Origin of the sequence: Amycolatopsis sp. lyj-23 (assembly GCF_046549135.1) — a bacterium.
GTDB lineage: Bacteria > Actinomycetota > Actinomycetes > Mycobacteriales > Pseudonocardiaceae > Amycolatopsis.
Genome location: NZ_JAJPWN010000020.1, coordinates 183,460 through 194,991 on the forward strand (window position 1 = coordinate 183,460; position 11,532 = coordinate 194,991).

At 71.8% G+C, this 11,532-nt stretch carries 12 protein-coding genes; 4 read left to right on the plus strand and 8 right to left on the minus strand.

Annotated elements, in window-relative coordinates; translation table 11 throughout:
* The first annotated feature begins 11 nt into the window (after positions 1–11).
* Positions 12–686 (plus strand): hypothetical protein, encoded by a 675-nt coding sequence (locus ACLJPY_RS40360; RefSeq protein WP_410596228.1) that lies wholly within the window; start codon positions 12–14, stop codon positions 684–686.
* Here the strand turns inward: ACLJPY_RS40360 and ACLJPY_RS40365 are convergent.
* Positions 664–2,790, minus strand: a complete 2,127-nt coding sequence (locus ACLJPY_RS40365; RefSeq protein ID WP_410596229.1) for a bifunctional lysylphosphatidylglycerol flippase/synthetase MprF — start codon at positions 2,788–2,790, stop codon at positions 664–666. The genes ACLJPY_RS40360 and ACLJPY_RS40365 overlap by 23 nt on opposite strands.
* 110 nt (positions 2,791–2,900) lie before the next feature.
* Positions 2,901–3,596, minus strand: coding sequence for an HAD family hydrolase (locus tag ACLJPY_RS40370; RefSeq protein ID WP_410596230.1), 696 nt, complete (start codon positions 3,594–3,596; stop codon positions 2,901–2,903).
* Between the two features lie 104 nt (positions 3,597–3,700).
* Between ACLJPY_RS40370 and ACLJPY_RS40375 the strand changes: the two genes are divergently transcribed.
* Entirely contained in the window at positions 3,701–4,693 is a 993-nt protein-coding gene (locus ACLJPY_RS40375) for an ABC transporter permease (protein ID WP_410596231.1), read from the plus strand.
* Here ACLJPY_RS40375 and ACLJPY_RS40380 read toward each other — a convergent pair.
* The 6 genes from ACLJPY_RS40380 to ACLJPY_RS40405 form a co-directional block, all read right to left on the minus strand.
* Complete coding sequence (locus ACLJPY_RS40380) at positions 4,631–5,041, minus strand: secondary thiamine-phosphate synthase enzyme YjbQ (RefSeq protein WP_310974331.1); 411 nt, start codon at positions 5,039–5,041, stop codon at positions 4,631–4,633. The genes ACLJPY_RS40375 and ACLJPY_RS40380 overlap by 63 nt on opposite strands.
* 16 nt (positions 5,042–5,057) lie before the next feature.
* Positions 5,058–5,702 (minus strand): response regulator transcription factor, encoded by a 645-nt coding sequence (locus ACLJPY_RS40385; RefSeq protein WP_410596232.1) that lies wholly within the window; start codon positions 5,700–5,702, stop codon positions 5,058–5,060.
* A 9-nt stretch (positions 5,703–5,711) separates the two neighbouring features.
* Positions 5,712–7,001 (minus strand): sensor histidine kinase, encoded by a 1,290-nt coding sequence (locus ACLJPY_RS40390; protein ID WP_410596233.1) that lies wholly within the window; start codon positions 6,999–7,001, stop codon positions 5,712–5,714.
* Between the two features lie 145 nt (positions 7,002–7,146).
* Complete coding sequence (locus ACLJPY_RS40395) at positions 7,147–7,347, minus strand: hypothetical protein (RefSeq protein ID WP_410596234.1); 201 nt, start codon at positions 7,345–7,347, stop codon at positions 7,147–7,149.
* A 7-nt stretch (positions 7,348–7,354) separates the two neighbouring features.
* Positions 7,355–8,461 carry a fatty acid desaturase family protein gene (locus ACLJPY_RS40400; protein WP_410596235.1) on the minus strand — a complete coding sequence of 369 codons (1,107 nt, stop codon included), beginning with the start codon at positions 8,459–8,461 and terminating at the stop codon, positions 7,355–7,357.
* Positions 8,462–8,472: 11 nt separating this feature from the next.
* Positions 8,473–9,540, minus strand: coding sequence for a ferredoxin reductase (locus ACLJPY_RS40405; protein WP_410596236.1), 1,068 nt, complete (start codon positions 9,538–9,540; stop codon positions 8,473–8,475).
* A 92-nt stretch (positions 9,541–9,632) separates the two neighbouring features.
* Between ACLJPY_RS40405 and ACLJPY_RS40410 the strand changes: the two genes are divergently transcribed.
* Positions 9,633–10,292: a TetR family transcriptional regulator gene (locus ACLJPY_RS40410; RefSeq protein WP_410596237.1), complete on the plus strand. Its 660-nt coding sequence runs from the start codon at positions 9,633–9,635 to the stop codon at positions 10,290–10,292.
* Between the two features lie 123 nt (positions 10,293–10,415).
* Positions 10,416–11,528: a Re/Si-specific NAD(P)(+) transhydrogenase subunit alpha gene (locus tag ACLJPY_RS40415; protein WP_410596238.1), complete on the plus strand. Its 1,113-nt coding sequence runs from the start codon at positions 10,416–10,418 to the stop codon at positions 11,526–11,528.
* Positions 11,529–11,532: the final 4 nt, after the last annotated feature.

The window sequence follows — 11,532 nt, forward strand, 5'->3', positions numbered from 1 at the left end:
GGCTGCGGTGCATGAGCGGGGACGAGGGAAGACGGCTCGGCCGCGTGCGGGCCGCCGCGTTCGGGGTGCTGGCCGTGGCCGAGTTCGTGCTGGTTCTCGGGCCGTTGCTGGCGAAGGCCGGGAGCTGGCTCGTCCGGCCACGTGACCCGGACTGGTGGGGTGCGTCGGGACAGTGGGCCGGAGGCATCGGCACGATCGCGGCCGTCGTGGTCGCGCTGTGGATCGCGATCCGCGACGGCCGCCTCGCGCGCGAAGACCGGCGGGAGCGCGACCTGCGCGAACGGCAGGAACAAGCGGCGAAGGTCACCGCGTGGATCGAATACACCGGTGACCAGGGCTACATGATCGTCTCCAACGCGAACGCCGAAGCGGTCAACCACGTCGTCGTTTCCTTCGACCTCGTGCACCAGCTGCCGATGACCGGGTCCACCCTGCACCGCGGGCCGGAGATCGAGGACGACGAATACCTCTACGCCGTTCTGCCGCCCGGGAAGTGGCGGATGCCGATCCGCGAGCAGTGGCGGCGCCCGGAGATGACACCGGGGGTGATGCTCGCCTTCACCGACTCGCGGAACGGCCACTGGCTCCGCCTGACCGACGGCCGCCTGATCCCGAAGGACCAGAACGTCGTCAGCAGGCGGAACATCCGCTTCCCACAGCGGATCAGCGTGCCCGAGAGCTACTGACCAGCTTCGCCAGCTGCCGCAGCCGCACGTCCGGCAGGTACGCCCGGCTCAGGGCCAGCCCGATCCGCGGAAGATCGGCTTCGTCGCGGAAAGCCAGGTACAGCGGCACGTGCCGCGGCTGGAACTTCGCCTTGAACGCGTGCAGGGAACGGAATCCGTAGTACGGCTCCATCACGCGGCCCAGCGACTCCAGCGCCCGGTCGACCGGCCGCGCGGAGAACCCGGTGCCGCTGCGGGCCAGCGGCGCACCCGACAGCGAGACGAACCGCGCGCCCTCCTCGCGGAACGCCAGGCACGCCGACGCGATGAGGAACTCCATCACCGGGCGGAAGCCGTGGGCGCTGCGGCGCATGACGTCCAGCGTCCAGCCGCCGACCTTGCCCGCGCCCGTGTGGACCGGCAGCCACGACGTCACGCCGTGGACCGTGCCCTCCGCGTCGACCGCCAGGCCGACCCGGGTCGCCGGGTCCATCGCCTCGTCGAGACCGCCGAGGGTGAAGCCCATCTCCGGCATCGCCTTGCCGGACATCCACTCCTCCGACAGCGCCCGGACCTGGGCCAGGATCGGCTCCGGCTGGTCGGCCAGCCGGACGAGCCGGAACTCGATGTCCTGCTTGGCCGCCTTGTTCAGCGCCGAGCGGACGTCCTGCCACGCCTTGCCGCGGAACTCGAGGCCGTCGAGGTCGAGCACGTTGTCCTCGGCCACCTGGACGTGCTGCCAGCCCAGCTCGCGCGTCGCCGCGACGGTGGCTTCCGTCGCCGAGAACACGCACGGCACCAGGCCGGAGTTCTCGCACATCGCGGCGAACTCGGTGACCGTGGCCGCCGCGGTGCCGTCCGGGGCGATCGGGTCGCCGAGCGCGACCGCGACCCCGGCGTGGCGGCGGTAGGCGAGGTAGGAGCGGCCGTCCGCGCGGACGAAGTAGGTGTTGCGCGGCCACGTCGTCATCCACGACAACGTGCTGCCGCCGTGGCGCCCGAGCAGGCTGCGGGCCAGCGACGGCCCGGGCCCCTGGGCGTGCCGCCGCAGCCGGCGTCGCGAAGGCACCCGGAAGGCGTGCCGCGCGGCGATCAGCACGGCCAGCTCGACCGTCCACAGGAGATTGTCCACGAAGAACAGCGGCAGGCCGGCCGTGTCGTAGTCGCCGCCGAAGACGTCGGCCACCCCGAGCAGCGTCGCGACGGCGAGCCCCTGCACCGTCACGAACGCCGAGAGCACGACGGCCCAGCGCCACGCGACGCGGCTGCCCTTGCGCAGCCCGTTGAGCATCGGCACCACCATGAGGACCAGCACGGCGAGCTCCGGCGCGGACAGCGAAACGCCGTCGTCGGAACCGAACGGGCCGTCGCCGGGCACCAGGAACATCACGATCTCGGCGATGGTGAGCAGCAGCAGGCCGGCCACGGCCAGCACGCGCCACTCCCGGAGGTTCGGGGCCGCCTGGGCGCCCACCCGGCGGGTGCCCACCAGGCGTTTGCCGAGCGGGAGCGCCAGCAGCAGCGCGAAGAAGTGCACGAGGTCGGCCAGCGTGCCGACGTAGACGATCGCGACGCCGGCGTACACGCACAGCCCGGCCCGCAGCCGCAGCGCCCACGGCGGCCGCAGCGTCGCGCTGGCGATCGCCACCGCGGCGAGCGCGCCGCCGGAGAACCCGACGTCGAGGCTGCCCGCGACCCGCTCGGCCCACAGCCAGCCGGAGTTGCGCGACAGCGCGAGGAACTGCGTCGCCACGAGCACCGAGACCAGCTGGCCGCCGATGGTCACGGCCATCGCGCGCCGCGTCCCGAGCTTCCACTCGGCGAAGCCGGCGAAGAGCGCGAAGCTGCCGACCATCGGGAGGTAGTACCACGGGATGACGGCGAAGAACGGCCCGGTGAACATGGTCCACCAGCGGCCCGCCTCCAGCGACGGCAGCCCGTAGGCGACGAACGGGTAGGCCGCGCGGTCCTCGGCGGCGTTCCACAGCGCCCCGGTCGCGACGGCCAGCACCAGCATCGCGAGCGTGACGCCGCTGGTGAACGGCAGCCGCTGTCTCAACACCGCAACCGTGTTCCGGATGCGGCCCCCTCCGGCGGACCCGTCCGCCGCCCCTGCGTCAGTCATGGGAAGAGTCTGTCGAGTTCCGTCGCCGCGGACATCGGGCAAGGGAACGACTTTTCCCCTAGGGGAATCCTCCTTTCGGCTGAGGGATGTCCCCCTCCGAAGGACGACTTTCAGCCGAGGACGGCCCGCCGGACCGCGTCGGTGTCGGTCAGGTCGGGCAGCACGGTGTGCGCGCCCTCGGCCGCGAGCTCCTCGGCGGAGTAGTGCCCGGTGGCCACGGCGACGGACACCGCACCGTTCTCCACGGCCGCCCGGACGTCGTTCGGCGTGTCGCCGATGACGACCACCGCGTCGGCGCCGAACTCGGTGCCGTGCTTGGCCGCGGCGAGCTTGACCGCGTGCGGGACCAGGTCCGGGCGGTGCACCGAGAGCGTGCCGTAGCCGCCGATCTCCAGGTCGAGGTGCTCGTCGAGACCGAACGCGGCGAGCTTGTGCCGGGAGATCTCCGGCAGGTTGCCGGTGACGAGCGTCTGGACGACGTCGCCGTCGGCGGCGAACGAGCTCAGCGCCTCGGCCGCGCCGGGCAGCGCGCGCGCCGTCTCCGGGAAGGTGTGCCGGTGGCGTTCGGACTCCGCCACCAGGGCCTCGAACAGCGCCTCGATCGTCTCCTCGGCGGCCTCGAAGCCGTTCGCGGTGAGCAGGTCGGTGGTCGTCGCGCGTTCCGTGCGCCCGCCGAACACCGGGCGGACCTGCAGGGTCGCCCCGGTGGCGGCCGTGAACGCGGTGCCGTACCAGGTCGAGCCCAGTTCGGTGAAGTCCACGAGCGTGTGGTCGATGTCCCAGAGCACCAGCCGCTTCTTCGTCACGGGACCGAGGCTACCGGGAGCGCTATTCAACGCGCGTTGACTTCCGGGCGGCCGGGTCGTACCTTGAGCGTAATTCAACGAATGACGAATAAGTGGAGGCAGTGATGACCCGTCCCGCAGGGGCCCTCGCCCTGGTCGCCGCCGTGGCCGGCGCGCTGGTGGCGGTGGTGCTCGGATTCCTCACCTTCGGCGCCCAGGCCACCGTCGCGCCCGACGGCGTCCCGGTCGCCGTCGCCGGCCCGCCGGAGATCGCCCAGCGCCTCGCCGCCCACGGCGGTGGCCAGCTCGCCTGGACCGTCGCGACCCCGGCCGAAGCGCGGCAGCTGCTGGAGGACAAGAAGGTCTACGGCGTGCTCGAACTCGCGCCCGGACCGGCCGCGACGGTCGTCACGTCGGGCGCGGTCAACCCGGCGGGCACCCAGGTCGCGCAGCAGGCGCTGACCGGCGCGGCGACCGCGCTGGCCGGCCCGCCGAAGCAGGAGGTCCGGCACCCGGCGGGGCTCGCGGGCCGGGTCGCGCCGCTGGCCGCGAGCGCGCTGGCGTGGATCGGTGCGCTCGTCGCGGGCCTCGCGCTGACCCAGCTCGCGAAGCGGACGGGCCGTCCGATCGGGGCCGGCGCGCGGTTGCTGCAGGTCACCGGGGCCGGCGTGCTCATCACCGCGGTCGTGGCCGGGTTCTTCGCCCTGTGGGACTCGACGCTGCCGCTGACCGCGGGCGTGCTCGGCTTCGTCTTCCTCGCCGCGACGGCGTTCGCGGCCGTGCAGGCCGCGCTGTTGCGCCTGCTGGGCCTGCGCGCGATGGCCGTGCTCGCGCCGCTGTACCTGGTCGCGCCCGCGGTGGCCGGGCAGGTGCCGGAGCTGCTGAACCCGGCCTACCGCGCGCTGCTGTGGTCGTGGACGCCGTTCCGGTTCTCGACCGAAGGCCTGCGCAGCCTGCTGCAGGGCGTGCCGGACGCGCCCGACGTGACGACCGCGCTGTGGGTGCTCGGCGCCCTGCTGGCCGCGGGCCTGGTGGTGGCGCTGTGGCCGGCCCGCTCAACCCGCCAGGAGGCTGAACCGCACCTTGCGGACGGGGTTGTCGAGGTTGGTGTCCACTAGGCAGATCGACTGCCAGGTGCCCAGGGCGAGGACGCCGCCGAGCACCGGGATCGTCGCGTAGGGCGGCACCAGCGCCGGGAGCACGTGGTCACGGCCGTGACCCGGGCTCCCGTGCCGGTGCCGCCAGCGGCCGTCGCGGGGGAGCAGCTCGTCGAGGGCGGTCAGCAGGTCCTCGTCGCTGCCGGCGCCGGTCTCCAGGACGGCCAGCCCGGCGGTGGCGTGCGGAACCCAGACGTGCAGCAGCCCGTCGGTGGCGTCGGCGTCGCGCAGGAAGGCTTCGGCTTCGTGGGTGAGGTCGTGGACGACGGCTTCGGAGCCGGTGCGGACCTCGATCTCGGTGGAGTACATGAGCCTTAGCCTAGGCTCAGGAATCCAGGTAGCGCAGCACCGCGAGCACGCGGCGATTGTCCCCTTCGGACGGTGGCAGGCCGAGCTTGCCGAAGATCGATGTCACGTACTTCTCCACCGAGCCGGGCGAGAGGAACAGCTCCGCCGCGATCGCGGAGTTCGAGCGGCCCTGCGCCATCAGGCCCAGCACTTCGCGTTCCCGCGGGGTGAGGCCGCCGAGCGCGTCGGTCCGGCGGGTGGCCGAGAACAGCTGGCTCACGACTTCGGGGTCGAGGACCGTTTCGCCGTCCGCGACCCGGCGCAGCGCGTCGAGGAAGTCCGAAACCTCGGCGACGCGGTCCTTGAGCAGGTAGCCGACGCCGCCCGCGCGGTCGGCCAGCAGCTGGGCGGCGTACTTCGTCTCGACGTACTGGGAGAACAGCAGGATCGCGCAGCCCGGCACCTCGCGGCGCAGCGAGATCGCCGCCCGCAGGCCTTCGTCGGTGTGCGTCGGCGGCATTCTGATGTCCACAATGGACACGTCCGGGCGGTGGCCGTCGACCGCTTCGCGCAGCGCGTCGGCGTCCTTCACCGCGGCGACGACCTCGTGGCCGCGGAAGGTCAGCAGCTCCACGAGCCCGTGCCGCAGGATGGTGGAGTCCTCCGCGATGACGATCCGCATCCCGCGACCCTAGCGGGGCAGCGGCACCTGCGCGGTCACTTCGGTCGGACCGCCCGGCGGGCTGCTGAGGAGGAGTTCGCCGTCGACCGTCCGCAGCCGTTCGGCCACCCCGGCCAGCCCGCCGCCCGGCACGAGCCGCGCGCCGCCGGGGCCGGTGTCGCGCACCCGCAGCCGCAGGACGTTCTGTTCCTCGGTGACTTCGACCAGCGTCGTCCCGCCGTGCTTCGCGGCGTTCGTGAGCAGCTCGGCGGCGCTGAAGTAGACGATGGTCTCCAGCGACGGCGGCGGGCGGCGCGGCAGGTCCACCGCGACCCCCGCGTCGATCCCGGACGTGGCGACGAGCGTGGCGAGGGCGACGTCCAACCCGGCGTCCAGCGCGGCCGGGTGGATGCCGCGGGCGAGGTCGCGCAGCTCGGTCAGCGCCTGCTTGGCGTTGGCGTGCGCGGCGGTGACCAGCTGCTTGACCTGCGGGAGGTCGGCGCCGGCGAGTTCGTCCTTGGCCAGCCCGAGCTTCATGGCCAGCGCGACGAGCTGGGCCTGCGCACCGTCGTGGAGGTCGCGTTCGATCCGCCGCAGCCGCAGGGCGGCGTCCTCGACCGCCGTCGCCCGGCTCGCCTCGAGGTCACGCACGCGTTCGGAGAGCTCGCGTTCGCCGAGCAACCCGACGACCAGCAGCCGGTCGAGGGCGACGAAGGCGTGCGTCACCCACGGGAGCACCACGAGCACCAGCAGCCCGGACGCCGACCAGGCCAGCGCACCGGCCCAGTGTTCGGCGCGGATGCCGAAGGTCGGCAGTGCCCGTGCGCCCAGCGGGAACCAGAAGAGGCCGAAGGTGCCGGCGGCGAGGCCGTAGAGGGTCCCGCTGACGACGGTGGCCACCCCGGCGAAGGTGAGGGGAAGGCGCAGGAGGAGGTACCCGGCGGCGCGCCAGCCCGCGGCGTCGCCGACGCGGGCCTTCACCCAGCTCCACAGCCCGGGCTTGAGTTCGGGCCGCCCGGGAGCGGGCACGCTGACGCCGAGCAGGGCCTGCGCGAGCCGGCGGTGGGCGGCGCCGAGCCCGCGGGCGTAGAAGACGGCCCCGGCGAGGACGAGGAACCCGAGCAGCACGGGGGTCAGCCACAGGCCGAGAGCGACGACGGCGAGGAAGGTGAAGAGCGAGAACGCGGTGAGCGGGCCGGCGAGGCACAGCCAGAGGTATTCGGCGCAGAAGTCCCGCGCGGAGACGGGACCCAGGATGCGGCGGAGCGGGTGGGGGCTGGTCACGGGTCCAGTTTCGCGCGGGGCGGTGGGCGGGCCCATCCGGTTTTCCCCCGGGTTCGGCCGCGGGGGCGCCCCCGTCTTCCACGCTACCGGCGGGCACCGACAGTTCCGGACCGCCGCCGGCCGCGTCGGGCGAGCCGTCCACAATCCCGGGAGGGTGTGGACGACTCGCCCGGAACGCTGCTCACGCCGTGTCGGGGTCGTCCTCTCGGGCCCGCTGGGCCGCCTCGCGCATCTCGATCACGTCGGTGAGCCACTCACCCGTCTCACGCGCGATGTCGCGGACCGCGCCCGTGATGATCGACGCTATGTTGCCGACGTGCGTTGCCGCTGATTCGGTGATCACCTGCAGGGTGTCCTTCTCCCGCTCGAACTGGCCCACCATGTCACCCTCACGCTGCTCGGAGCTGCCGGTCGGGTTCCACGGTAGCCGGGGACGGCGGGACGGGCAGGGCCAGCTTCACGATCTTCTTCGCCACCGACCAGAGCTGCTTGCGCAGCGGGCCCGTGTGGTACGGCAGGCCGTACTTCTCGCAGATCGCGCGCACCTCTTCCGCGATCTGCGGGTACCGGCGCGCCGGGATGTCCGGGAACAGGTGGTGCTCGATCTGGTGGGACAGGTTGCCGCTCAGGATGTGGAACAGCGGGCCGCCCGAGATGTTCGCCGAACCCAGGATCTGGCGCAGGTACCACTGGCCCCGCGATTCCGAAGCCGTCTCCTCCTCGGTGAAGCTCTCGACGTCCGCCGGGAAGTGGCCGCAGAAGATGATCGCGAACGCCCACAGGTTGCGGGTCAGGTTCGCCGTCGCGTTGCCGAGGAACGTCAGCGGCGCCAGCGGGCCCGTCAGCAGCGGGAACAGCACGTAGTCCTTGCCGACCTGCCGGGATGCCTTCCGCACGATCTTCCGCAGCACCGGCACGTTGTCGGCCCACGACCGCTCGCCCTTGACGACGTTCTCGACCTCGAGGTCGTGCAGCATCACGCCCCACTGGAAGAAGATCGCCAGCAGCGTCGCGTACACCGGGTTGCCCAGGTAGTACGGGTGCCACTTCTGAGCGGTGTCCATCCGCAGGATGCCGTAGCCGACGTCGCGGTCCTTGTCGACGATGTTCGTGTACGTGTGGTGGATGTAGTTGTGCGAGTGCCGCCAGTTCTCCGCCGGCGCCACCGTGTCCCACTCGAACCGCTGGGAGCTCAGCGCCGGGTCGCGCGTCCAGTCGTACTGGCCGTGCATCACGTTGTGGCCGATCTCCATGTTGTCGAGGATCTTGGCCAGCGACAGCGCGCCGACGCCGGCCAGCCACGCGGGCGGGAAGAACCCGGCGAACAGCAGCGCGCGCCCGGCGACCTCGAGGCCGCGCTGGGTCTTGATGACGTTGTGGATGTAGTCGACGTCCTCCTGGCCCAGGTCGTCGACGATCCGCTGCCGCAGCGCGTCGAGCTCGCGGCCGAACTCCTCGACCTGTGCCGGGGTCAGGCGGTCCTGCAGACCGGTCATGACAATCTCCTCTAAGCGTCGATCTCGACGTCCCCGACCGGGACGGAGATGCAGAGCTGGATTTCTTCGTCTTCGTCGCCGGAAACCTCGCCGGTGCGCGCGTTGCGGACGCGCCCGGCGGTCTTCAGCTGGGTGCAGGAGAAGCAGATGCCCATCCGGCAGCCGTGCTCCGGCGAAAGCCCGGCCTCCTCGGCCTGCTCCAGCAACGGCTTCCCCGAGTTGGCGCATTCGCGGCCGCTGCGCTTGAACCGCACCCGGCCTTCCGCGTCCGCCGTGTCGAAGGTCAACGCCGGCGGCGTGAACTCTTCGGTGTGCACACGTTCACCCAACTCTTCGCGGACCGCGTCCATCAGCGGCTTCGGGCCGCAGACGAACGTCTCCGCGTCGCGGAACCACGGCGCGACCCGCTCCAGGTGCGCGAGCGTGAAGAACCCGGTGAGGTCGCCGCCCTTCTCGTGGGTGTGGGCGTGCACGACCCGCAGCCCGGGGTGCCGGGCGGCGAGCTCGGCCAGTTCGGTGCGGTACAGCGCGTCCGCCGGCCCGTTCGAGTACTGCACGAACACGATCTCGCCCGGGTGGCCCTCCGCGACCAGCGTGCGGACCATGGCGAGCACCGGCGTGATACCGCTGCCGCCCGCGATCAGCAGGACGCGGTCCGGGCGCGCCGCGGGCAGCGTGAACGTGCCGTCCGGAGTGGACAGGTTCACGACCGAGCCGACGCCGATCGCGCGGTTCAGGTGGCCGGAGACCAGGCCCTGTTCCTTGACTGTGAACTCCAGTTCGCCGTCGTACTGCGAACCGCACGGCGAATAGCAGCGCGTGCGCCGGACGCCGTCGATCTCCACCTGCACGCGGACGTACTGGCCGGCGGTGAAGCCGGGCCACGCGCGGCTGGGCTTGACGGTGAGGGTGACGGTGTCGGGTGTCTGCTTGCGCACCGCCGTGACCAGCCCGCGGATCTCGCGGCGGACCAGCATCGGGTCGACGAGCTCCAGGTACCGGTCCATCCCGTGCGGCGTCAGCAGCGCCTCGGCCAGCGAGGCGAGGCCGCGCACCCGCCGGGGGATGAGCGCCGTCATCGGGTCCTCCTCGATTACAGTGAACGACTGTACACTCAATAGTGCACTGCAGGAGTGGACACGCTGTCAACGCGAGACCCCGAGGATGTGACGTGAGCAACGCGGTGGACATCCGTACCCTGGACCCCGTGTCCGAACCACTGACGCCGGTGAGCCGCCAGGAGCGCAAACTGCGCACCCGCCAGGCGTTGCTGGACACCGCACTGGACCTGCTGGCCGATCGGCCGTTCGCCACGCTCTCCCTGCGCGAGGTCGCGAAGGGCGCCGGCCTCGTCCCGACGGCCTTCTACCGGCACTTCGCCTCGATGGAGGACCTCGGCGTCGCCCTCGTCGAAGCGGCGACCCGCACGCTGCGCGGCATGATCCGCTCCGCCCGCGCGGACCGGGACTCCTACCAGGGGATGATCAGCGCGTCGGTGACGACGCTGCGCGAATTCGTCCGGGCGCACGAGGACCACTTCCGGTTCCTGACCCGCGAGCGGTACGCCGGCGGCCCGCTCGCCGAGGCGATCGGCGTCGAACTGCGCCTGTTCTCCGGCGACCTCGCGATCGACCTCGCCCGGTTCCCGAAGCTGCGCGAATGGAGCACCGAAGACCTGCACATGCTCGCCGACTTGATCGTTTCCGTGATGCTGACGACCATTGTCGAACTGCTGGAAGCCCGCCCGGGTGAAGACGCGAAAATCACCGGAACGGCGGAAAAACGGCTGCGTCTGGTGCTGCTCGGCGTCCCGCACTGGAAAAGCAGCTGACCGGTTCCCGCCCGGCACTCGTATCTTCTGGCACAACCGCGAGACTTGCGACTCACGTCACTGGGGACTGTCGGTCCGGCGTGGTACAACCCACGGATCGTGCCTCGCCGATGAGGAGGTCGTGTGACCGACAGCGAACAGAGTCAGCAGCTCACCGTGGGTGTGGTGGCCGAATCACGCCCCGGGGAGCGGCGGGTCGCCCTGGTGCCCAAGCTGGTCGGGCGGCTCGTGCAGCGCGGGCTGCGCGTGGTCGTCGAGCCGGGTGCCGGGGCCGGTGCGCACCTGAGTGACGACGCGTACACCCAAGCGGGCGCCGAACTCGGCGACGCCTGGGGCGCCCCGATCGTCGTGAAGGTCGACCCGCCATCGCCGGGGGAAGTCGCGAAACTGAGCCGGGGCGCCGTGCTCGTCGGTTTCCTCGATCCGCGCGGCAATCCGGACGGGCTCGCGACACTCGAAGAAGCAGGCATACGCGCCTTCGCGATGGAGGCGATTCCGCGGATTTCCCGGGCGCAGGCGATGGACGCGCTCTCGTCGCAGGCCAGCATCGGCGGATATCGCGCGGTGCTGCTCGCCGCGCAGAAGCTCCCGCGGTTCTTCCCGATGCTCACCACCGCGGCCGGCACCGTCCCGCCGGCCAAGGTGCTGGTGCTCGGCGCCGGCGTGGCCGGCCTGCAGGCGCTGGCCACGGCGAAACGGCTCGGCGCGCAGACCACGGGCTACGACGTCCGGCCCGAGGTCGCCGAGCAGGTCAAGTCGCTCGGCGCGCAGTTCCTCGACCTCGGCATCGAAGCGGTCGGCGAAGGCGGGTACGCCCGCGAGCTGACGCCCGAGGAGCGCGAGGAACAGCAGCGGCGGCTCACCGAAGCCATCACGAAGTTCGACGTCGTGATCACCACCGCGCTGGTGCCGGGCCGCAAGGCGCCGACGCTGGTCACCGCGGACGCCGTCAAGGGCATGCCGGCCGGGTCGGTCGTGGTCGACCTCGCCGGCGAGACCGGCGGCAACTGCGAGCTGACCAAGCCGGGCGAGGACGTCGTGGAGCACGACGTCACCATCTCCTCCCCGCTGAACCTGCCCGCCGAAATGCCTTCGCACGCCAGCGAACTGTACGCGCGCAACGTCGTCGAGCTGCTGGAGCTGCTCGTGACGAAGGAAGGCGCGCTGGAGCTGAACTTCGAGGACGAAATCGTCGCCGGTGCCTGCGTGGCCGGGCGCGAAGGGAGCGCGTCGTGAGTCC

Excerpts from the sequence above, each read along its gene's own strand:
- ACLJPY_RS40360 (WP_410596228.1), top strand. The coding sequence starts at position 12 with ATGAGCGGGGACGAGGGAAGACGGCTCGGCCGCGTGCGGGCCGCCGCG.
- ACLJPY_RS40365 (WP_410596229.1), bottom strand. The coding sequence starts at position 2,790 with ATGACTGACGCAGGGGCGGCGGACGGGTCCGCCGGAGGGGGCCGCATC.
- ACLJPY_RS40375 (WP_410596231.1), top strand. The coding sequence starts at position 3,701 with ATGACCCGTCCCGCAGGGGCCCTCGCCCTGGTCGCCGCCGTGGCCGGC.
- ACLJPY_RS40380 (WP_310974331.1), bottom strand. The coding sequence starts at position 5,041 with ATGTACTCCACCGAGATCGAGGTCCGCACCGGCTCCGAAGCCGTCGTC.
- ACLJPY_RS40385 (WP_410596232.1), bottom strand. The coding sequence starts at position 5,702 with ATGCGGATCGTCATCGCGGAGGACTCCACCATCCTGCGGCACGGGCTC.
- ACLJPY_RS40390 (WP_410596233.1), bottom strand. The coding sequence starts at position 7,001 with ATGGGCCCGCCCACCGCCCCGCGCGAAACTGGACCCGTGACCAGCCCC.
- ACLJPY_RS40395 (WP_410596234.1), bottom strand. The coding sequence starts at position 7,347 with ATGGTGGGCCAGTTCGAGCGGGAGAAGGACACCCTGCAGGTGATCACC.
- ACLJPY_RS40400 (WP_410596235.1), bottom strand. The coding sequence starts at position 8,461 with ATGACCGGTCTGCAGGACCGCCTGACCCCGGCACAGGTCGAGGAGTTC.
- ACLJPY_RS40405 (WP_410596236.1), bottom strand. The coding sequence starts at position 9,540 with ATGACGGCGCTCATCCCCCGGCGGGTGCGCGGCCTCGCCTCGCTGGCC.